14 protein-coding genes and 1 pseudogene are annotated in these 23,769 nt (G+C 39.9%); 12 read left to right on the top strand and 3 right to left on the bottom strand.

Annotated elements, in window-relative coordinates:
• Window positions 1-101: 101 nt before the first annotated feature.
• From L3V38_RS08590 to L3V38_RS08605, 4 genes are all read left to right on the top strand, one after another.
• A complete protein-coding gene (locus L3V38_RS08590) occupies window positions 102-1,328 on the top strand; it encodes a threonine/serine exporter family protein (protein ID WP_237119102.1) in 1,227 nt (408 codons plus the stop codon).
• A gap of 220 nt (window positions 1,329-1,548) precedes the next feature.
• Entirely contained in the window at window positions 1,549-2,175 is a 627-nt protein-coding gene (locus tag L3V38_RS08595; RefSeq protein WP_237119103.1) for a LysE family translocator, read from the top strand.
• Window positions 2,176-2,437: 262 nt separating this feature from the next.
• Window positions 2,438-3,856, top strand: coding sequence for a serine hydrolase domain-containing protein (locus tag L3V38_RS08600; RefSeq protein WP_237119104.1), 1,419 nt, complete (start codon window positions 2,438-2,440; stop codon window positions 3,854-3,856).
• A 366-nt stretch (window positions 3,857-4,222) separates the two neighbouring features.
• A complete protein-coding gene (locus tag L3V38_RS08605; RefSeq protein ID WP_237119105.1) occupies window positions 4,223-4,522 on the top strand; it encodes a hypothetical protein in 300 nt (99 codons plus the stop codon).
• A 135-nt stretch (window positions 4,523-4,657) separates the two neighbouring features.
• Here the strand turns inward: L3V38_RS08605 and L3V38_RS08610 are convergent.
• A pseudogene (locus L3V38_RS08610) lies at window positions 4,658-4,856 on the bottom strand (IS256 family transposase); the annotation flags it as partial.
• Between the two features lie 74 nt (window positions 4,857-4,930).
• Here L3V38_RS08610 and L3V38_RS08615 point away from each other — a divergent pair.
• From L3V38_RS08615 to L3V38_RS08630, 4 genes are all read left to right on the top strand, one after another.
• A complete protein-coding gene (locus L3V38_RS08615; RefSeq protein ID WP_237119106.1) occupies window positions 4,931-5,734 on the top strand; it encodes a LuxR C-terminal-related transcriptional regulator in 804 nt (267 codons plus the stop codon).
• A gap of 87 nt (window positions 5,735-5,821) precedes the next feature.
• Window positions 5,822-7,081, top strand: coding sequence for a tyrosine--tRNA ligase (gene tyrS / locus L3V38_RS08620; RefSeq protein WP_237119107.1), 1,260 nt, complete (start codon window positions 5,822-5,824; stop codon window positions 7,079-7,081).
• Window positions 7,082-7,564: 483 nt separating this feature from the next.
• Window positions 7,565-10,126, top strand: coding sequence for a TonB-dependent receptor (locus L3V38_RS08625; RefSeq protein WP_237119108.1), 2,562 nt, complete (start codon window positions 7,565-7,567; stop codon window positions 10,124-10,126).
• Window positions 10,127-10,320: 194 nt separating this feature from the next.
• The gene (locus tag L3V38_RS08630) at window positions 10,321-11,736 is read left to right on the top strand and encodes a TonB family protein (RefSeq protein ID WP_237119109.1); all 1,416 of its coding nucleotides are present in this window, start codon (window positions 10,321-10,323) and stop codon (window positions 11,734-11,736) included.
• On the opposite strand, the gene L3V38_RS08635 is transcribed toward L3V38_RS08630, so the two are convergent.
• Window positions 11,729-13,846, bottom strand: coding sequence for a winged helix-turn-helix domain-containing protein (locus L3V38_RS08635; RefSeq protein WP_237119110.1), 2,118 nt, complete (start codon window positions 13,844-13,846; stop codon window positions 11,729-11,731). The two genes, L3V38_RS08630 and L3V38_RS08635, sit on opposite strands and share 8 nt — an antisense overlap.
• A 155-nt stretch (window positions 13,847-14,001) precedes the next feature.
• Here L3V38_RS08635 and L3V38_RS08640 point away from each other — a divergent pair, with 155 nt between their 5' ends.
• From L3V38_RS08640 to L3V38_RS08650, 3 genes are all read left to right on the top strand, one after another.
• Window positions 14,002-16,623, top strand: coding sequence for a TonB-dependent receptor (locus L3V38_RS08640; RefSeq protein WP_237119111.1), 2,622 nt, complete (start codon window positions 14,002-14,004; stop codon window positions 16,621-16,623).
• Window positions 16,624-16,694: 71 nt separating this feature from the next.
• Window positions 16,695-18,743 carry a S9 family peptidase gene (locus L3V38_RS08645; RefSeq protein ID WP_237119112.1) on the top strand — a complete coding sequence of 683 codons (2,049 nt, stop codon included), beginning with the start codon at window positions 16,695-16,697 and terminating at the stop codon, window positions 18,741-18,743.
• Window positions 18,744-18,860: 117 nt separating this feature from the next.
• Window positions 18,861-21,104: a tetratricopeptide repeat protein gene (locus L3V38_RS08650; protein ID WP_237119113.1), complete on the top strand. Its 2,244-nt coding sequence runs from the start codon at window positions 18,861-18,863 to the stop codon at window positions 21,102-21,104.
• A 49-nt stretch (window positions 21,105-21,153) separates the two neighbouring features.
• Here L3V38_RS08650 and L3V38_RS08655 read toward each other — a convergent pair whose 3' ends face one another.
• Complete coding sequence (locus tag L3V38_RS08655) at window positions 21,154-22,650, bottom strand: arylsulfatase (protein WP_237119114.1); 1,497 nt, start codon at window positions 22,648-22,650, stop codon at window positions 21,154-21,156.
• A gap of 289 nt (window positions 22,651-22,939) precedes the next feature.
• Between L3V38_RS08655 and L3V38_RS08660 the strand changes: the two genes are divergently transcribed.
• Entirely contained in the window at window positions 22,940-23,731 is a 792-nt protein-coding gene (locus L3V38_RS08660; RefSeq protein ID WP_237119115.1) for a hypothetical protein, read from the top strand.
• The last annotated feature ends 38 nt before the right edge of the window (window positions 23,732-23,769 follow it).

Consider the following 23,769-nt stretch of genomic DNA (forward strand, 5'->3'; position numbering starts at 1 on the left):
CGCTGGAAAATTTAACCGATATTGTCTTTAGCAATGACTATATCTTATTGAAATTTGGTCTATCCTTAACTGAACAATTTAACCTTTGGTTCAAAACACCTTTGAAAAACGCAACGTTTACTGAAAAACGAAAATTTATCGTTAAGCTGGGTAAAATGCTCCATAAATATGGCACACCTGCTTACCGACTTGAAGCGCACCTAATGGAAGTTGCTACATACCTTGGGCTCAAGTCTTCCTTTGTTATGTCGCCCACATCCGTTACTTTTGTGATCTGGACAGACGGTCACGAAGAAGAATACACCCATGTTGCACGTGTAGATCCTGGCGATCACGATTTAGGCTCTCTGGCTGATACCGATGACTTAGTAAACAAAATGCTCAATGGCGAGTTAACGTTACAAGAGGTTGATAAACAGCTCGACATTATTTACACCATGCCTAATCCGTACAACAAATTTACCACAGGTGTCGCGTTTGCAACCTCTGGTGGTGCATTTGCAATGTTAATGGGCACCAGCTGGAATGACGTATTTTGGTCAGCATTACTCACGCTCGTTGTTTATTTATTTGTACTTTGGTCAACACGTTCTAAACGTGTCGCTCATATGCTCGAACCATTAGTCGCAATCGTTTCAGCAATTTTAGCCTGTGCAATTAGTGTCTATCTTGATGCCGAAATAAACATACGCTTAGTGGTGCTTTCTGCCATTATTGTGTTTATACCTGGGCTTGCCCTTGCCCTTGGGCTCGCTGAACTTGCAGCAAGACACTTAGTATCTGGTACAGCAAGGGTGATGGACTCCTTTATGCTGTTATTTAAGCTTTATTTTGGTGCTTTTATAGGGATTGGAATTGGCTTTGCCCTCTTTGGACAAACAGACTTTATACAACCTGAGCCATTACCCAAGTGGACAGCATGGCTGGCTATTTTTATGCTGTGTAGCAGCCTAATTGTCATTTTTAGAACCAAGATTAAACATGCCGTTTGGTCTATTGCCTCTGGCTTTATTGCTTATGGAACCAGTATTGGCTCGGCAATGTATCTAGATTACACATTAGGTACTTTTGTTGGTGCACTTGCTGTGGGTGTGTTTAGTAATTTATTTAACCGTGTAGCAAATGCGCCTGCTTCTATTGTTGCTATGCAAGGCTTAATTGTATTGGTTCCGGGCAGTAAAACTTATATTGGTCTTAACTCATTAATTGAGGGTCAAGATTTTGTATATGCTGATCACATTGGTCAACAAACCTTTTTGATCTTCATGTCGCTCGTGGCAGGCCTTATATTCGCAAACGTTGCACTGCCACCGAAAAAGAGCTTGTAACACTATTAAGCCCTAGGTTTCCTGGGGCTTTTTGCCAAAAATAACTCACCAATATCAATACGAATAAAGATTAAAAACCCTTTCCCCTATCGAGTTCTTCTTTACATTAGTCCATATAACTAGTTTACAAAAGCAGCATTCAATGAAAGTATAAATAAAGTGCACATCGTCTTTAAACATATAGTTATTTGCTTTATTTGCCATGTAACAAGGAGGTTTCATGTTCCCACTCGAGGTTTTTGTAACTTATACACTTGCTTGCTTATTGCTCGTTATCTCTCCTGGGCCAGATAATTTACTCGCGATTGGACGAGGATTAAGTCAAGGTCGAATGGCGGCGGTTATGTCGGGAGTGTCTTCTGGTGCGGGTATTTTATTTCATGTTATTGCCGCTACTTTTGGCCTGACGCTGTTAATTCAAACCTCTGAAGTCGCATTTTATGTCGTAAAACTAGTTGGTGCCGCTTACCTAATTTGGTTAGGTGTAAAAGTGCTACGTACGAAAAACCTCTTTTCATTAGAGCCTGCTAAGAAGCAATCTCTAACAACTATCTTTTCTACCGGCTTTCTCTCAGCTGCATTAAACCCCAAACCAGGGATCTTTGTTCTGGCATTTGTACCCCAGTTTGTGAACCCTAACTTGGGTTCAGTAACAATTCAAATGATTGGTTACGGGGTTTGGTTTGCGATATTAACAGCAATTGGCTTTAGCCTAATGGGTGTTTTTTCATCGCAACTCTTTAAATGGTTGAAAGATAAGCCCAAGCTAGTCTCAGGGCTAAATATTGGAGCTGGGATCACGTTTGTTTCTTCAGGGCTGGCTGTCGCATTTATGAAACAACGATGAATTATCAGTAGGAGGTAAAAATGAAGTGTTCAGTAGATAGCAGAAGGTATTTTCTTTATCGAGTACACAGTAAATTCGCGCATACATTTTTGTAAAAAAAACATAGAGTTATTAATTTAGCATCATCTTATTATTGGTATTAACTAGCAGTTTTTGCACTTAATGAACGTCAAAATTAGTTCTTGCCGCGTAAAAGTAGTGGACGAAGATAAAACAACTAACACTATCTCCACTCTGTCTTTTCATCAGCAAAGGAATTTCAATGAAAACGTTTTTATTAATCATAACCACATTACTTTATTCTCTCCCCTCATTAGCGAATAAAGTGTTAGCTCCCACATTCATCAACGTATTTAATGAAGGCTCGCGCCTTGAGGTCATTGATTATGTTTCTAATAATATGTCTGAAAATGTAATAGAAAGGTTTGGTATTGATGCGCATGTAGGCGACTTTCTAAACTCCCAAAATACCTATGGCGAGCTCCAGCTAGTAAACATTTTACCATCCGAAGGTAACAATGAAATAGTCGAAGTTATATCCAGCAACAATCAGCTAAAATACAACCTAATCATCAATAAAGAGGAGAACCCTCCTCATAAATTTAATTATTTCACATTACAAGACCCTGAATCCCAAGAAATACCTAAAAAGCCGATTTCTAAGCAAGAACTAAAAAAAGCACTGACTAGCTTTATAAATAACCTAGCTGCTAAAAATGCTTTTTCAGGCTCTGTCTTAGTCGCTAAAGGCCGTAACATCATTTATCAAGACGCTGTTGGCTATGCGAATCGAACATGGAATGAAAAAAATGAAATAGATACACGATTTGCCTTAGGCTCAATCAACAAAATGTTCACTGCAATTGCGGCGTTACAGCTAATTGAGCAAGGGAAATTAAAATTTGAAGATAAGCTAATCCAGTATGTTGATAAGAGCTGGCTACCCAAAGAACACGCTGATTTGATCACTATAAGGCAGCTCATGACACATACATCAGGATTAGGAAACTTTTTTAACGACGAATTTAATCAAAGTAATAAAGAAATATACAGAGATCTAGCTGCATACAAGCCACTGATATCAAAGAGCGAACTGCTATTCAAGCCAGGTACACGAAACCGCTATAGTAACTCAGGAATGTTAATGCTTGGCTTAGTTATCGAAAAAGTCTCTGGCGAAAGCTATTACGAATATGTTCAAAAAAATATTTACAATAAAGCAAATATGCCTAATTCAGGAAGTTTCGAGCTTGATTCGGTAACAAATAACTTAGCATCTGGTTATTTAAAAAGATCGTATAGCGACCAGTGGGTAGACAGCCGTTACACCAGAGCGGTTAAAGGCAGCCCCGCAGGTGGCGGTTTTTCTACTCTCGAAGATTTACATAACTTTTCTCTGGCTCTAACCGAATTTAAATTACTCAGTAAAGCTTTTACCGAAGACGCTTACTCTGAGAAGACACAATATAACTCTGCTTTTTGGTACGGCTATGGTTTTTCTGTAAGTGGCGAGCCTAACAATCGTAAAGTAGGACACGGCGGTGCCTATTTAGGGGTTGATGCGCGTTTAGATATTCATCTTGATAGTGGATTCATTGTCGTCATACTAGCAAACCAATCAGATGTAGTCGCCCCAGTGAGAAGAAAAATTGACGAGTTAATCAGCCGTTATAATCTATAAGCCCAAACTATAAGCCCAAACGAAACGTTTAGCTGAACGACTAAAGGAAGACTTGGATATTGCAAAACTAGAAGCTATCTTAATTTTTATTCTGGATTAGCTGCTTACACAGTAAAAGTAAATCGAACACTTCGCTAATCACGATAGCTCATCTACATTTGAGATAGAAAAAACAATTTTAGTAATATCCATACTGCTACAAGCTTGCAATTAGATTGTATTAATAAGATTACTGAACATTACACTGAGCCCAAGGAAGTTAAGTTTGTTGTAAAACATTTTCATCATCTAGCAAACTTGGAAACAACGCTTAACAAGTTAAGCAGTAATAATTTAGTAAGCTGAAGAATTCAGAGAGGTAAAATAATGAGTAAAGCAGAACTTCCTGTAGCCTGGATTGAGAATGAGCCCCCTATTCAGCCAGGGTTATATTTTGTAGCTGTTAGGTATGAAACTGGGTTTGGTTCTTATGATTATATTGATTGGGATGGCGAGAAATGGGAAAAAGATAAATCTATAAAGGTTGTTGGTTGGGTGGCTTTGTGTGACTTTTTAAAATTAATTGATGCTGGTTGGCCTTTAAGTGATGATCAAGATTCAGCATTAAAAGACTCGCTTAAAAAATATAAAGCTAACGACGATAAAGGCTTTGTCGAATTTAAATAAGCTTTACTCATATTATCAAAATAATACCAAATGCTTGGCTAAGTGTTCATTTTTCGCCAAATATAGCCAAGCACTTTCTGCAAATTTAGTGGATATTAAGTTGAGGGGATTAAAATTCTGTATCAGCTTAAACTGCTAAATATCTAGCACAGCATCTAACCTACCTTCGAAGTGGATGGCTAATTGAAAAATATAAGATTCCAGCTATGGATTGGCATTGTCCATTCCTTTGAAGCGCTCAATATGTCCACATACATAATTTCATCAAACTATTTTCATTGGGAAGTGCGCCCTTTGTTTCAGTGAGCTTTCTAAATTGGCGGTGCACAGCTTCATAAAACCCATCACTTTTAAAAATACTCCTCCCTGCGTTATGATGTACCAAGCGCATTATTACCTCTTAATCTCATGATAGAAAAAACATTTAATCAGTTACTCGCCGCTTCCATTTCGGCAATTAATTCAGTCACGTTTACGCCTAAGTTAGTGGCTTTTATCAATCATATTGTAAATTTTGATTGTGCTGTTATAACGGGTTTAAGAGGTAATAAACATCCAATTTATTTGTTTGACTCAATTACAGAGTCACGTGAGCTACTTTTTGAGCGCTACTTAACGGCATCGTTTCGTGATGATCCCTTTTATCAGATGATTTTAAGCAACAAAAAACAAGGGGTTCATTCTTTAAAGGATATCATGAACAATAAAGCTAAAACCTCCTCAACCGATTACTCACATTTTTACTTACAAACAGGTTGGCAAGATGAGCTTTGCCTCGTTATTGAGATAGAGCCTGAGCGCTGGGTCATTATTTACTTAGGTAAAACCAAAAAAGACCATTTATTTACTCATGAAGATATAAACACATTAAAGTCACACTTTTGTCTAATTCAGTCACTATGTCAGCAACATTGGCTACAAGCAGAATTTCTTCTTGCTGAATCTTTATTGCAACCTGCGCTTCATACTGAGAAAAAACGCGAATTAATTAAGCATGCCCTATTCACTTTTGGTCAGCACTTACTTACAAAACGTGAAAAACAAATCGTAACCTTAATTATTCAAGGCCTTGATAGCCAAGAAATAGCAACCCAGCTTGGTTTATCTGAAGGCACAGTTAAAAACCACCGAAAACGCATCTATGCAAAATTACACGTGGCTTCATTAAGTGAACTTTTCCAGCTTTTCTTAAACCACCTAATTACGCAATAAACCTAAAACTGTCCCTTTTGAGACATACAAATCGCGGTTCTCTATCCGTACTCTGTCAACCTGATAGTAAAAATTAAGACAAGACAGATGACACTTATTCAACAATTAAATGATCGCGGGCTAATTGCTCAAGCTAGTAACATTGAACAGATGCAGCAGCAACTCGATGATGCACCTCAAACTGTGTACTGTGGTTTCGACCCAACTGCGGGAAGCCTTCATATTGGTCATTTAGTACCACTTATTATGCTTAAGCGCTTTCAAGACGCGGGCCATCAAGCAATTGCGCTTATAGGTGGCGCTACAGGTATGATTGGCGATCCTAGCTTTAAAGCTAATGAGCGCAACTTAAATAGCGAGCAGATAGTCACAGATTGGGTTAAGGCATTAACAAGCCAAATTCAAAATTTATTATTGCCTCATTTAGATAAACCCTTACTAACGGTTAACAATGCTGACTGGATAAAGGAAATAGATGTCATCACTTTTTTCCGTGATGTAGGCAAGCACTTTTCTGTCAATAATATGATCAACCGAGAGTCAGTAAAACAACGTCTGCACCGCGCTCAGCAAGGTATTTCGTTTACTGAATTTAGTTATTCTTTGCTACAGGCTTACGATTACGCACAGCTAAATCGTCAGTATGGTTGTAGTATACAAATTGGTGGTAACGATCAATGGGGTAATATTGTCAGTGGTATTGATCTTACTCGCAGGCAAAATAGCGCTCAAGTCTTTGGCTTAACCTTGCCGTTAATTACAAAATCAGATGGCACTAAATTTGGAAAAACAGAAGGAGGCGCTATTTGGCTTGATGCAACAAAAACGTCTCCTTATGCTTTTTACCAATTTTGGTTATCAACAAGCGACGCTGATGTTTACACGCTTTTGCGCTATTACACCTTTTTAAGCTGTGAAGACATTAATGCAATTGAACAACGAGACAAAGCAAGTACAGCTAAACCTGAAGCACAGCTGATACTCGCAGCAGAAATGACACGCTTTGTTCATGGTGAAAAAGAACTTAAAAGCGCACAGCGCATAACACACGCTTTATTTACAGGTCATGTTCAGCAGTTGAGTTTAAGTGAGCTAAAACAATTAGAACTCGATGGTTTGCCTTGCATAGCAAGTGCAACGCAAAACATGCTAGCGTTATTAGTAGAGACTGGATTAGCTAAATCAAAGCGTATTGCGCGGGAACTAATAGACAGTAACGCCATTAGTGTCAATGGCGATAAAGTAACCTCAGATAATCAAGAGCTTGATTTTGGGTTATTTGACCAGTATTGGCTAATCCAACGTGGTAAAAAGCACTTTTGCTTAATTAAGCGACAAGGTGCCTAATAGCCTTCACTAAAATGCGGATAAACGTGCCTAAAACACGTTTGTTCGCGTCGCCACATTCACAAAGAACTGTTAATAATTGCGAGTTCAAATAGCGAATATTTGCACACTTTTACATCTATAAGTTATGAATCATGCGCTAATTTTCATCTCAAAGTTAATAAGTAAACTTAATTTATTAAAGAAACGAAACTTTTTAACAATTAAAAAATGCAGTAAATTCAATTAAATAAATCATAAAAAGCCATTTGATTTAATCTATTTTTAACATTTCATAACTTTTCATTCAGATTCAAGACTCCCCTGCATTTAAAAGCGTTTAATAGCCTCTCAAACTTAAAATGACAGCGCTGCCTAAAATCAGAGCAAGAAAAATAAGCAACATTAAGTTGCGTTAGTTTGACAACAATTCAGTGCTATGTGCATCCACACAAGTACAAACACAAATGATAAGACAACAGTTCGAATTCAAGGGGATCGACAATGTTAAGCTTGAACAAAAATAAATTAAGTTTAGCTATCAGCTTGTCATTGGTAAGTGCGGGTATCAGTTTACCTGTATTTGCTAATGAGGCAGATAAAGCTACCACCGATGAAGTAGAAGTTATTCAAGTCCGCGGTATTCGCGGCAGCGTTGTAAAGTCACTCAATACTAAACGCTATGCAAACTCAATTGTAGATGCCGTTACATCAGAAGATATTGGTAAGTTTCCTGATCAAAATGTTGCCGAATCGCTACAACGTATAACGGGCGTATCAATGAGCCGCGCGTTTGGTGAGGGTGAACGTATTAGTATTCGTGGTACCTCAGAAAACCAAAACCGTACTTTATTAAATGGCCAAGCAGTTGGCTCTGCAGATTGGTGGGTCGATTCATCAGCAAGCAGGGGCTTTAACTATACGATGCTTCCTTCTGAAATAGTATCAGGCCTTGAAGTCTATAAATCACCTGAAGCCGACATTGATGAAGGTTCGATCGGTGGTACGGTAATTGTTAGAACACGCAAACCTCTCGATCTTGAAGCAAATAAAATAGCAGGCTCAGTGCTGATGCAGCACAGCGAGGTTTCTGGCGAAACAGACCCACAACTTGCAGGTCTTTACAGCTGGAAAAATGACAACGAAACGTTTGGTGCACTCGTCTCTGTTTTCAAACAAAAACGTAATCTTCGTCGCGATGGTATTGAAGCATGGAGCTGGACACACCGCGATGTCACTCTAGAAGATGGCTCTGTTATTGAAGATGTGTACACACCCGGTGGTGGTGGTTCAGCCATGTTCACCCAAGAAAGAATCAGAACAGGCTTCAATTTAACACTTCAATACCGCCCAACAGACGATATTGATATTACCTTTAATGCACTTGATTCAACAATGAAAGCCAATAATGCCAACCAAAACTTTCTTTGGTTACCTGGCTATGGTGGTTCACAATACACGTCTTTAGATGTGGTTGATCATGACAAAGTAGGTCGCTTCGCCCAAGCTGGTACCTTTGGTTTATCTGAAACTGGGAATAATGTTCTTGATGAAACAAAAGTTCGTAATTCAGAGCTTAAAACCAATTCATACGATATTAAACTGGTTCATGAAGGCGAAACGTGGAAATCATCTTACCACATTGGTGTAACAGAAGGTTCGGGAGGAACTCAAACAGACCGAAGCGTTGGCTGGGAAGGTAACACGGTACATAGCTACAACGCGGCAAACACTGAAAGTATTGAAACAAGTTACGCCAACGATCCTGCCGATGGTAGTTTATGGAATTTAGGCTTTTTACGTTACGACTCAAATGATGCACTCGATAAAGAATACTATGCGCAAACAGATTTTGAGCGTGCAATTGATGTCGCAGTATTCAGTAAAATTAAGTTCGGTGTTAAATACCGTGATCACAAGCGTGAAAATGTTCGCTTGCAGTCACAGACTCGCACAGATCTAAACTGGAGCCTAGCCGACTATTCGAACCCTGCACCAAGCGACTTCTTATCGGATATTGGATCAAGCGGTACATTGCGTGATTATGCAATGACGGATCTTGGAAAAGTACGTCGTGATGGTGATGCCCTTGATTGGCAATATAACCTACTGTTCGATAGTAACTTTGCAATCGAAGAAAACATCTTCGCAGGTTATGTAAAAGCTGATATCGATGTGGAAGGTATGCGTGGAAACGTGGGTGTGCGTTTAGTTGAAACCAAACAAACCACAGGTGCCTATGTAGGACCTGCTGATGCTAAAGCGTGGCAAGAAGAAGAAACCAGTTACTTTGATATTCTTCCAAGCTTAAATTTAGCAATTGACTTAAATGACGACATGTTACTTCGTATTGGTGCTGCACGTGTAATGACGCGTCCAGACTACGCCGCAATGACGAATGCCACAACCTATAACACAGAAACTCGTGTAGGTACTGGTGGTAACTCAAATATCGACCCATACCGTGCAACACAATTTGATGTTGGCTACGAGTGGTATTTCGCTGATGCAGGCATTTTTTCAGCCGCTCTGTTCTATAAAGACTTACAGTCTACTTTAGGCAATAACACCCAAACCGAAATATTTAACGGTGTGGAAATTGAAATAAGCCGTCCGATTAATGGTCCGTCAGGCACATTAAAAGGAATAGAGCTTGGTTTCCAAACAGAAATAACAGAAGGGTTTGGGGTCGCAGCTAACTACACATTTGTTGATGGAGAGTCAAAAGACTTAGAAGGCAATGATGTGCTTATTCCTGGTATTTCTGAGCATACGTATAACATCAGCACTTACTACGAAACTGAACGTTTTGGCGGTCGAATTTCTTATAACTTCCGTACTGGTTACGACACAGGTCGTGCATGGCCTGGTTATCAAGATGATTACGGCCAAGTTGATGCCACTTTTAACTTTAATATCACTGAAAACATCACCGCTGTTTTCGAAGCAACTAACCTAACAGATGAGCATACCTTCAGCTATCAAGAGGAAGGCGTTAAGCAAGCACTTACAGGCGTATATGCTGATGGGCGTCGCTTTTCTGCTGGGGTTCGTTTCAATTTCTAGTCGACACACTTGCTAACACAGGTATCCGACTATCGCCATGGATGGTGAGCCTCAATGCCCTGAGGTCTTTGAGCGGTGGACTTTGTTCACCGCTTTTTTTATTGATTAAATAGCATGTGTTGTTCTAGCAATCATGGCTAAAACAAGTACAATCAATGACTAAAGAGCTTTTAAAATCTTAAAATAAATTACCAGTGTCGCTCATAACCACTCACCCAAAAGATGCAAAACGTGCAACTCGAACCATGCAACTATTTGCATGGCTGGTCACTTATGCTCTTTTATCTTGTAGTGTAAAAGCCGATCTTCTCGATGCCACATTAGCTTATCATCAAGGCGATTATAACAAAGCTCAGCAACAGTTTTACGAGCTTGCTCAATTAGGTAATGTAGATGCGATATATAACATTGGTGTTATGTATTTGCATGGTCAAGGCCGTGAGAAAAACCCAGCTAAAGCCTATGCGTGGTTTAATTTAGCCGCTGATTTTGGCCTAGAAGAAGCACGCGATACTGCAAGGCTTATCGCCAAACAAAGTGAACAACAACACCAAGCACTTGAAGATGCATACGCAGCCTTGTTAACGAATATTAGTTATGAAAAGTATGATCAAGAACTGCGCCCAGAACTAACCGCAGAGCCTGTGCATGAACAAAGTGTGTATCGTAGCTATACCGTTGAACCAACCTACCCCGAACACGCCTACAACAATGGTTTAGAGGGTTGGGTTTGGTTAGAGTTTGATATTGATAAAAACGGCGCTGTTGGCGATATTACACTCGTAGACTCTTACCCCAAAAATACGTTTGACAAGCCTCTCATAAATGCTGTCAAACGTTGGCAATATGAAGCACCTAGCGAGATAGAGCACGCATATTATAATCGCTCTTTGCTCTATCACTTTACAACCTTCAAAGGTGAGCAATACCAGCAAAGTTTTCAGCGTCAGCAAAAAAGTTACCAAAGTGAAATAAGCGAACTAATAGATGCAGCCGAACAAGGCAATGCACTAGTTCAATACTATATTGCTAATTGGTTAAGCTCTGATAAGTACAATGCTAGTAAATTATTAAAATATCACTGGCAAAAAGACACCGCCAGTAGTGAGTTATTACTTACCTCAGCCCGTAATGGTTACGCTAATTCTCAATACCGAATAGGCGCTAATTTGCTGCGCGGTGATTATGGTCGAGTAGACAGGCAAAAAGGCTTAAATTGGGTTTTATTGGCCGCGCAAAATGGTTTTGCTAATGCTCAATATCGCCTTGGTCGTGAGTTATTAAACAAACAGTATGTTGATTATGCGCCTAACAAAGCACGAAAATGGTTAATTGCGGCAGCCGCACAAGGCCACTTTAGAGCTAAACGCGATTTAGCAGCACTTCTTTTTGAATTAAACGAACCCGTTGCTGATATTCAACAGGCATTAGATGATGCATTAAAACTAGATAAAAGCCATCCACAACTATTGTTGCTACAGGCCAAACTTCAACAACAACAAAAACAAATCGAAGAAGCTAAGTTCTCTGCACAAGCTGCTCTCAATGAAGCACGCGACAGAAACTGGAGTACTCAAGCCATTTCAGCCTTTTTAACGCTACTTAATTAACCACTTGATGTAACAAAATATCAGTTTCAATACCATCAACCTGACTAAACACTAATTGTGTTCCATCCACAGAACTACTCATTGTCAAATTAACTCCTATATCTAACCCATAAGCACCTAGTTTTTTAATAAATATATTTTCTTGTGAAGCAATGACATAACAATACAAAGATAACTGATGGCCTTCACGAAGAATATAATACATCCCCCCTTCAAATAAGGCTGGCTTATATAAACTAAGTGATGGCAATAGTTGTGATAAGGGAACATGTTGCTCTAAAGCTGCTGACAGGTAAACACGCAATGTGTGCTCATAGTTAATGTAGGACGGATTCAATTGCCACAGAGGCTGAGCTGGCGATAACCTGCGGGGTGTCACATTATTTGCCTTTAATGAGTTACTGCTCAGTTGCAAATCATACTGCCAATCTTGCCATTCACCCTGCTGCGATTTTGCTTGATAAAAAATAGTTTGGCTATCATCAGACCAACGAACCGCGTTCAATTGCTCAAAGCCTGAAATAACGGGAACCAATCGGCGTGAAAAAGAATTTATTAAATACACATTTTGTCTTTCATCTAGCAACAATAATGTATCGCCATTAGGCGAAAATTGCAGATATTTTGGCGTAATATGGCTGGGTAATTGAGCCACTCGATTGGCTCCTTTTCGGCGTTGATGTTTAATCCAAATCTCTGCTTGAGAATACCGAGTGACACCAGGGCGCTGTACAGAAATAAATGCAACCTGCTCACCATTGCTTGATATGGTAGGCATGAAGTCCATACGGGTTGAAGAGGCAAGCTGAGTGGTTTTATCAACACTTATTCCGTCACTGCCTTTATGTAAACTGAGTTGATAGGCATTTATTTGCGCTAACCCCTCTGCATGGGCAACGTCGCCATTAACAGGGTTTACATCTAAACTGGCAATAAACCCCATAGGTTTATGTAATGAGTGTTTTACCCCCTGTAATGTGCTGCGCATCAGTTCATCTTCCACTGACCAAATATGTTTTGCAAACGCGCCATAGATGGGCTGTTGTTTATACTGCTGACGACTAATAATGCGCTGCTCACTCAGGTTATGCAAATTCACTTCGCTTAGTGTGTACCAAATGCCCTGCTTTTCAACAATCAGCATTTTTCCTTCGCCACTAATATCAAACGCGAGAGGTTTAAACTCCCCTATCAAGGTTGTATCTTGCACTCTGACTTTATCACCCAAACTCAGCGTGTATTTCATCAAACGGGGCTGGTTGTCGTGCCAAACAATGCCAAAAAGTGCATCTGGCTTATACCACTTGAGCCGTGTAGGAGCGCTGCTGGGCTGGCACTGTGTTAAGGTATACTCTGGACTCAAACGCCATGTTTCAATCGCGTTATTAACACCTATTATGCGAATATCACAGCGTAACGGGTCATAACGATAATATGCCAACCACTGACCATCTGGTGACCATACTGGTGCTTCTTCGGAATAACCTGAGCTTTTAATATTATGAACTGTTTGGCTTTGTTGATCGAATACAGCTAAGTCAAACTGATTTTGTAATTCGTTTGACTGACTAAACGCTAAATATCGTCCATCTGGGGAGTAACGTAAAAAAGCCTCAGTGCCTGGTGCAGATGTTACGCGAGCACGGTAATTAAACTCTGTCGGTTTGCCCTTTGCCGTGAATAAATACTGTAAAAATAAAGTGCTAATTACACCGACAACAATACCTGTGACGCCAAACAATGCCATCTTTTTTGGTGAATGTTGACGAGCCTTATCAAACAGTGTTGGCGGTTCACTCACATTGGCAATTAGCTGATAGCCGATTCGAGGAATCGTTCTAATAATTTGCGGTGGAGACTTATTATCATGAAGGCTTTTTCGAAGTTGAGTGACCAGTTGACTCACCGAGTTATCACTGACGATCACATCTCCCCATAGCGCATCCATAATCTGTTCTCGTGAAACAGCTTCGCCCTGTTTTTTTAATAACAAAGACAACAAGGCTAATTGCCTAGACTCTACATCAACCCATTCGTTCTGTATTTTTATTTTCAGGCTCACAAAGTCAACGATGACATCGTTAAGCATTACTTTTTGTTGGGTTGACATCGACATTTGTTCAATTGTTACACAGGTTAATCTATGGTTAAATTAATCGAGAAAGCGTAAAATATAAATAAGGTACTGACAACAAGCAACAAACTCTTGATTTTATTATCATGAGGCAACTTGAAGAACACATTAACCGCTTTATTGGATTTGGCATGGCTTTAAGAACGCTCAATTTTATTAACATTTTTACCTATATTGGTTTTATTTTACTTGTATTTAGTTCAACGTACAGCTTTGCTCAAACAAGTGATAAAGAAAAGAACGCTTTAGAAACCATTCAAATCAGGGGTTTTCATGACAGCGCTGTCAAGTCACTCCATGATAAACGAAATAGTCAATCAATTATAGATACTATTAGCGCACAAGATATCGGTAAATTTCCTGATAAAAATGTCGCAGAGGCACTCCAACGTGTGACCGGTATTTCATTATCACGTATTCAAGGTGAAGGTGAGCGAGTGGGTGTTAGAGGAACAACACCAGAGCAAAACCGTACTTATTTAAATGGTCAATCAATTGCATCAGCCGATTGGTGGATTTCCTCGCAACCCAACAGAGGGTTTAACTATACCTTGTTGCCCGCTGATTTAGTTGCTTCACTCGAAGTCTATAAAACACCACAAGCGGATCATGATGAAGGATCATTAGGGGGAGCGGTTAACATAAAAACTATGCGCCCTCTTACAACACCGAATAAGCACTTTGTGATAAATACGCAACTGCAGTATAACGACCTATCAGGTGAGTTTGATCCACAACTAGCGAGCTTCTATAACTGGAAAAATAGTGCACAGAGCACTGGCTTATTACTAACTTTTAGTCGAAATGAGCGCTCATTACGTCGTGATGGCCTAGAATCATGGGGGTGGCACGAACAAAACTACGCCTTGAATGATGATAACAGCCTCTCCCCTGTAGACAGGCTAGCCGATATAAATCGAGTTTGGACGCCAGGCGGTGGTGGCTCGGCGCTCTTTAAGCAACGTCGAATTCTTACCACTGCAACATTTGCTTTTGAGCACCAACTTAATTTTGATTGGAATATTCAACTAAATGGCTTGTATTCAGTGCTTGATGCCGATAACAGTAACCAAAACTTTTTATGGCAACCAAGCAGCGTTTTTGCCAGAGGGGGCCGCATTCATGACGCTGAAATAATCAACAATACATTGGCTTTTGCTCGTTATAGCAAAGTCACTGATATAAATAGACCTTATAGCACTGCAATGGAAGCTATTTGGCGAGAATCACAAATCGACACGAGCAGTATACAGTTGGTCGCATCGCAACAGGCTGATTTGTGGAATAATACTTACCAGTTAGGCTTTACTCATGGCGGTGGAGGCTCAAAGCAAGACTATACCTCTCAATTCTCAGCAAATACGGCGTTTAGTGTCGACACACGGCAACAACAAAATATCATTGCTGATTATGCCATTTCACCTCTTGATGCTGCACAATGGCAACTCACCGAGGCCAGAAACGACAGTCAAGATTCCACTGATCAAGAGCTTTATATACAAGCTGACTTTGAACGTGCCGTTGATCATTCAATTATTTCTTCTATAAAATTTGGCGTAAAATACCGTGATCATCAACGTGACTTTATTCGCTTACGCTCAATTAATGGCTCATACGATAAATTAACAGAGCAACTTGCTTGGACACTCGCTGATTTTCCTTCGGCTATCCCAGATGATTTTTTAACCGGCATTGGTAATCAGCACACTTTAAAGAACTATAGCTATGTTGATATCAATTTACTTGCAGAGCAATTTAATACACTTAATTTTGAACAGCAGGAAGAAAAAGCCAGTCGTTTTGATATACAAGAAAGAACGACTGCGGGCTATGTTAAGCTAAATTTAAATGGCGATACATACAACGCAAACCTTGGGCTACGAGTTGTTAATACTCGTCAAGATAGCGCTGCTTATGCTCGCATCGCATCGCCTATTGAGCTTCCAGACAGCTACCAATGGCAAACCCACTATAAAAATTACACAGACTTACTGCCGAGTATAAACCTCAACATTGATATTACCGATGATGTGATTTCTCGATTTAGTGTAGCCAGAGTCATGTCTCGCCCGCAATATAATCACTTAATGCCTTCTACCAACTACAATGTCACCCAAGCACAAGGCCAAGGCGGTAACCCTGATTTAGACCCTTACAGAGCCAATCAATTTGATGCGAGCCTTGAATGGTACTTTGCTGATGCAGGGCTATTGTCTGCCGCTTTATTTAATAAAGATGTTGAGTCATTTATTGAGTTTAACCGTGGTGTTGAAGTGCATGAAAACATTGCTATGACAATAGACAGACCAATCAATGGCAGTGGTGGTACGATTCGTGGCTTTGAACTCGGTTATCAACAAGAACTATTTTATGGTTTCGGGTTAATTGCAAATTATACCTTTGTTGATGGCCAAAGAAGTAAACGTAATAATGCCAGCCTTAACGCTATTCCTGGTACTTCAAAACATACTATAAACTTAACTAGCTACTACGAAAACGAACACTTTAGTGGCCGTTTAGCATACAATTATCGCACTGACTTTGCGACTGGCGTGGGTGAAACCATCATGGAAAACTTCGGTCAATTGGACGGTAATTTAACCATAAAACTAAACAAACAATTCGATATTATCGTTGATGCAATAAACCTTACCAACGAAACAACCTACACATATGAACGTAATCAGTATGCTCCTACGGGCATCTATAAGAATGGCCGACGGTTTTATTTAGGTATTCGTTACAGCCACTGATCGCATTTGTTACTAATGCGATTCCACACTGCTATAATCACCGCAGAACATAACAAGCGAAGGGAACTACTATGCTAAAAACTGCTTTAGCCTTAGCCGTTGGTCTTTCAAGTACATTTGCTACTGCCAACGACACAATTACAATTGACGACATTCCAACAATACAATCAGTTATCCAAACAAGCGTAAGCCCTGATGGTGACTCGGTTGCGTTTACCCGCTCAGTGCCACGTACACTGTACAAAGATGAAAATGGTCGTAATTACAGCGAACTTTACATTGTTGATGATGAAGGCGTTGAGCGTCCGTACATTACAGGTAAGGTTAACATCGGCAGCATTCAATGGTCTAAAGATAGCAAAACCATTTATTTTCTTGCTAAATTAAACGATGAAAAATTCACTTCACTGTATCAAATACCCGTTGACGGTGGCCAAGCTCAAAAAGTAATGTCTTTAAAAGACACATCAATATCAACTTACGAGCTAAGCCCTGACAATCAAAAAGTCGCTATTTTAGCACTCCCTGCCAAAAATAAGTCTGAAAAAGAGCTAAAAAAATTAGGTTTTATGGCAGAAGTATATGAGCTTGGTCTTGATAATAAACAGCTTTTCATTGTTAGTCTTGCAAAAACAGACACGCCATTAAAGCCAACGGCATTAAACGTTAGTGATTATGTTAGTGATATGAATTGGTCAGCTAACGGTGAAAAACTACTTGTTAAAACTCAACCAACTGCTCTTATTGATGACAAATACACTAAGTCAATGTGGCATTTATATGATGTTACAAATGACCAGGTAACCTTATCTTTTAAAACCGAAGGTAAATTAGGCGATGCCGAATTATCTGCTGATGGTAAGTACATCGCGATTTTAGGTGCTGAGGATAAACATGATCCAGCTACTGGTCGCTTATTTATTGCTGATACAAAAACGGCAGAAATCACAGAGTGGCTACCAAATTTTATGGGCCATATCGTTGATTTTGAATGGTCTCATAAACGCAATACACTAAACTTCATCGCAAATGTTGGTACAGAAAGTTTTGTTGCAAGTATTAAAACGGGCAGTAAAAAGTATAAAAAGATCATTGAAGAAGGTCGCTTTATTGCCAGCAATTTAAGTGTGTCTGATTCAGATAAAACCTTAACTGTGCGCGCTAATACAGCAAAGCATCCAAATGAGGTGTTTATTATCCGTGGTAATAAAGCAACCCGTTTAACTGATTCTAACCCTTGGTTAAATGATAAACGCTTTGCCAAACAAGAGACTATCTCACTTAAAGCACGTGATGGTGTCGATATAGAAGGTATATTGGTTTACCCTCTTGATTATAAAGAAGGTACCCGATACCCACTAATTATGTCTGTCCATGGTGGGCCTGAAAGCCATGATAAAAATGGCTGGGTAACCAATTATTCTCGCCCTGGGCAAATGGGAGCCGCGCGTGGTTATGCGGTTTTCTATCCTAACTACCGTGGTTCAACAGGTAAGGGGGTTGATTACTCAAAACTAGGCCAAAACGACTATGCAGGCAAAGAATTTGACGATTTGGTCGATTTTAAAAATCACCTTGTAGAAATGGGACTTGTTGATACAAAACGTGTTGGTATCACCGGTGGCTCATACGGTGGTTATGCCTCAGCGTGGGGTGCAACAAAGCTGACTGAACACTTTGCAGCAAGTGTGATGTTTGTGGGTGTATCTAACCAACTATCAAAATTTGGAACAACGGATATTTCTAACGAAATGAATCTGGTTCACGCACGCTCATATCCTTGGGATAAATGGCAGTGGTATTTAGAGCGCAGCCCTATTTACTGGGCGGGCCAATCTAAAACACCACTGCTTATCATGCATGGTAAAGAGGATCCGCGCGTACACCCTGCTCAATCAATGGAGCTTTACCGTTACATGAAAGTACAAGGCAAAGATGTACGCTTAGTCTACTACCCAGGTGAAGGACATGGTAATCGTAAGGTTGCCGCTCAGTACGATTACAGCCTTCGTCTAATGCGTTGGATGGACAACTACTTAATACAGGGCAATAAAAACATGCCTGAATTTGAGATTGACCATGCAGCCAAACTAAAGGCTGTGAAAGATACAGATAAATAATCTATACGCCTTGCTTTAAAAGCAAGGCGTTTTTCTTTTTGTCATTGGCTTTACTTACACTCTAAAACTAATATAACTTATTAAAAGTGTGGGCAAAAAGTAAAAAGGAATTATTTAATGGTGCGTGTAGTATGCTTTTTTATTGGATTGACTATATTCAATTTACAGGCCGAACCAGAGTGCGCAAACTGCCACCAAAGCCAAGTACAAGATTGGCAGTCTTCGCACCATTTTCATGCAATGGAAAGAGCCACAGCCGCTACTGTGCTCGGTAATTTTAACGACCAAACTCTCGAATACGAAGGCCAGCAAGCGCGTTTTTACAAACAAAACCAACAACTTTTTATTAGCATGCCAAACCTTGATGGCAAACTAACTGACTACCCAGTTTTATACACTTTTGGCTATAAGCCATTACAACAATACATGTTTGATATGGGCAAAGGCCACATACAGCTTTTTCCATTTGCTTGGAACTCGCGTAGTAAAGCTGAGGGGGGACAGCGTTGGTTTGTACTGCACCCAGAGCAGAAAAAGCACGACCTATTTCATTGGTCGCAAAAAGGCCAAAACTGGAATCACATGTGTGCTGATTGCCATTCAACTGATTTCAAAAAGCAATTTGACCTTAAAGCTAATAGCTTTGATTCAACTTACTCCAGTATTAACGTTAGCTGTAAAGCTTGCCATGGCGACACCCAAGCTCATTTAAAATGGGCTAATGGCGATAGCAGCATTGCCGATAAGGGCTTTACTCATAATATTAAAAAGCAAACCCCACTTTTTACTCAACAAGCAGATGGCAGTATGAAAAGCGTGCAACCACTCGTAAAAAGCGAGCAAGTGCAAATGTGTGCAACGTGCCATGCTCGCCGCTCACAGCTTGATGACCGCAAAGATCCACACAGCTTTTTACACACTTTTCAAGGTTCATTACTAACACCCGAGCTGTACCATGTTGACGGCCAAGTTTGGGATGAAGACTATGTATGGGGATCTTTTTTACAAAGTAAGATGTTCAATGCGGGGGTTACCTGTAGTAACTGTCATAACCCTCACTCTGGAAAATTAAAGCTACCGGGTAATCAAACCTGTACACAATGCCATAGTCAGGAGATATTCGACACACCAAAACATCACGGCCATAAAGTGGCTACAAGTGGTAGCCAATGTGTTGATTGTCATATGCCTGCAACAACTTATATGCAAGTCGATGACAGGCGCGATCATAGCTTTCGTGTGCCGCGCCCAGACTTAACATTAAAAACCAACGCCCCGAACGCATGTAATAGTTGTCACGAAAGTAAAACCCCACAGTGGGCGGTTGCAAAAATAAAAGACTGGCATCCACATTCAAAACATCTTGGCACAGCGCACTTTTCTGAAGCCTTTTATGCCGCAGATAACCGCTTACCTAATGCATCAACCATGCTAACGAAAATAGTACAGAATAAAGACTTTCCTGACATCATTCGTGCGTCAGCATTAAGCCGCTTAGCAACAACGCCTGATAATAACGCCATTGTTGGAATTGTTCGCTCAGTCAAAGACCCTGAGCCACTCAAGCGACAAGCTGCCATAGAGGCGGCAATGCCATTTGATATTAATCAACGCTGGAAAATGCTGAACCCATTGCTTGATGACAAACACTTACCGATAAGGAGCGAAGCTGCACGTGCTTTAGCCCCCATGTTAATGGAACCCTTCCCAAGTGGTTTAAACGAACGAGATACCAAGCGCTTAAAATCTGCACTCGAAGAGTATAAGAAAAACCAACTATATCAATCAGAAAGAGGCTTTTCGCATACAAACCTTGGCAATCTAGCACTTTCATTGCAACAACCTGAAAAAGCAAAAGCTCACTATTTAAAAGCCATTCAGATTGAGCCGATTTTTGTACCTGCTTATGTTAACTTAGCTGATTTATACAGAAACCAACAAAATGAGTTAGCTGCAAAAGAAATATTAAATCAAGGGTTGGCTATCAATAATACCAGTGCTGACCTTCACTATGCGCTCGCGATGAGTTTAGTTCGCTCTAAGGAAAAGAGAAAAGCACTAACACACCTACAACAAGCGACTACGCTGGCAAGAGATAATGCCAATTACCACTTCACCTACGCCTTGCTGTTACAAGATTTAGGAGATATGCCACAGGCTATTGCAGCTCTTGAACAGGCATTTGAGTTAACACCAAACAACCCTGACATTAGCTATAGCTTAGCACAGTGGTACACCGCACAAAAAAATTACGCTCAAGCACTATTTTACGCACGTAACTTAGCACGCCTAGTACCTAACAATCAGCAAATACAGCAATTTGTTGGGCAACTTGAAATGATGAATAGTATTAATAAATAAAGTAAAAAAGGGCCAATATGGCCCTTTCTCAACTAAATTTATATAGTAATTAATGACCGTAATTCAGTGATTTAGCTTTCTCAATTGCTTCGTTAACATTTAAAGAAGCAGACTCTTGACGAGGTGGAAACTCTACAAATGTTTTAACGTGTTCATTCAGCTTTGCAATAATGGGTTGTAATAACCAACTCTTACGCATAATTTGATGAAAACCCGTTACGCCATCATAGTGCTCTAATGGATCTTTACGTAAGTTGAAAAGTTTAGGCATGCTATGAGTAATCATATCATCATAGTATAAGCCCGTTGGTTTCGTTGCAAAGTGCATTTTCCATGGACCAAAGCGTATTGCTGTTAACTGAGACTCATAGTAATAAAAGAAAAAGTTTCGCGCTGATTTATCCGCTTTACCTGTCCAGTAATCAAGGTTGTTTTCACCATCGATATAAACTTTGTCTGACTTTTTAAGCTTTTCACGCAAGTTCTTTTCACCAAGTGCGGCAGCAATTGTTGGAAACACATCTTCATGCGATGAAATACCATTTAGCTTTAAGCCTTTTGGTATTTTGTTAGGCCAACGTACTAAGAAAGGTACACGAACGCCCCCCTCCCATGTTGTCATCTTTTCACCGCGGAACGAAGTCGTCCCTGCATCAGGCCAACTTGACTGCTCAGGGCCATTATCACTGGTATAAATAACAATGGTGTTATCAGCAATTTTTAGCTCATCTAATTTATCAAGCAGCTGACCTACATGCCCATCGTGCTCTATTAAACCACTACCAAACACATCTTCTTCAGAGCTAATGCCCGTCGCTAAATTTCGACTTTCAGGTTTTAAGTGAGTGTAAACATGCATGCGACTTGTGGCGTGCCAGATAAAGAATGGTTTTTTTGCTTTTACTGCTCGTTCCATAAAGTTAAGTGAGCGTTCTAACACCTCTTCATCAAAGGTTTCCATGCGTTTGCGAGTAAGTGGGCCGGTATCAATAATTTTGCCATTGGCGTAAGATTCGATAACACCTCGTGGGCCAAACTTTTTCACAAACTTAGGATCTTTTGGGTAATCAGCTTGTTCTGGCTCTTCGGATACATTTAAGTGGTATAAGTTACCATAAAATTCATCAAAACCATGCTTAGTAGGCAAGTGCTCATCTAAATCACCCAAGTGATTTTTACCGTATTGAGCCGTCATATAACCGCGGTCTTTTAAAAACTCAGCTAATGTTGGATCGGCTTCTTTAATACCTAAAGGATTACCTGGTTGACCAACAGTTGTTAGCCCTGTTCTGATGGGCAACTGACCCATCAAGAACGCGGCTCGACCTGCGGTACAGCTTGGCTGAGCATAGTGATCTGTAAAAAGTGCTCCCTCATTTGCTATACGATCTATGTTAGGCGTTGGGTAAGTCATGCCGTGAGAGTATGCGCTTAGGGAGATGGGGGCAACATCATCAACCATAATGGCGAGTACATTTGGCTTATCAGCGGCGAGGCTCACTGTGGAGACCAAGCTACAAATAGCGGCCGCTATTATTTTTTTCATAAATCATCCTTTTTGTTTAACTAGTACCTTTACTCTAAAAAGAGCCTATTTCAGTATAGGTTAAAAATATAGCTATTCTAGTTCCGAACTACGAAAAAACGATTTAAATCAAGTTTTCATTGAATAAATTGATTACTTTATTTATCTAATTTTGTGCAAAATCAAATAATATTATCTTACTTGTAAAATAGTCCTTTGTTCATTTTTAATACTATTGAACTAATACTTTAAATAGATTATAAGTAACTAAAGCGTACTTTTTCACTTCCACTTTGTGTAAGGAAAGCACATGAACTGTCGAAAAATCACTCTGTTATTTTCACTACTAATGCCATTTTCTGATGCGCTTGCTGAACAAAAAGAAGTTCAAGACATGTCAGACCCCCTAGCTGTTTATACTCAGGTCGGAGCAGGTACAACCAATAAAGGAATAAATCTTAAGGTTGGGCAAGCTTACGACACAGGCGTTGAAACAACTGCTGGAATGAATGTTATTGAAGTGAAGGGCATTTATGGTGACGCACTGGGTTGGGAGAGCGATCATGTAACAACAGACTCTATTGATTCATTTCGTTTTCGTAATTTCTCTGTTGACCTAACCACAATGAGTGCCACTCAAATAGATGCCAACTATAACTTGAATGCTAATTTAGTGGCTGATGAAAGCATGGATTTATCCTACAGCTATATCAAAGCATTAAAGCCCGTAGGACGTTTTACCTTTTACCCATTAGCAGGTTTAGGCACATCTTTAGGCGAAAACACGTTAGAGGACGACGGCACTCGCGATAGTGGCTATTCAATTATGGGCGCTTATGGCCTAGTAGGTATGTACGCAAAAGTGACAATTACTGACAAAATTTGGCTCAACTATAACCCTTTTTGGCTAACCACTATCGGTGGTAGTGATACCTACAAAGACCATTATTACGGTTACGATCAAAGCCATATTCTAACACACGAATTTGCCGCAAGTTATCAAATAAATCCCAGAATGAACTTCCGCTATTTTGCAAACTGGAATGAAAATGTTGATTTTATGGATGGCGATCATCGCATTGAGTTTAACTATCAGCTCTAACCGTTTTGCAATTTATGCTCTTCTCGTTAACAAAAAAC

The organism is Pseudoalteromonas sp. L1 (genome assembly GCF_021728095.1).
Classification (GTDB): Bacteria; Pseudomonadota; Gammaproteobacteria; order Enterobacterales; family Alteromonadaceae; genus Pseudoalteromonas.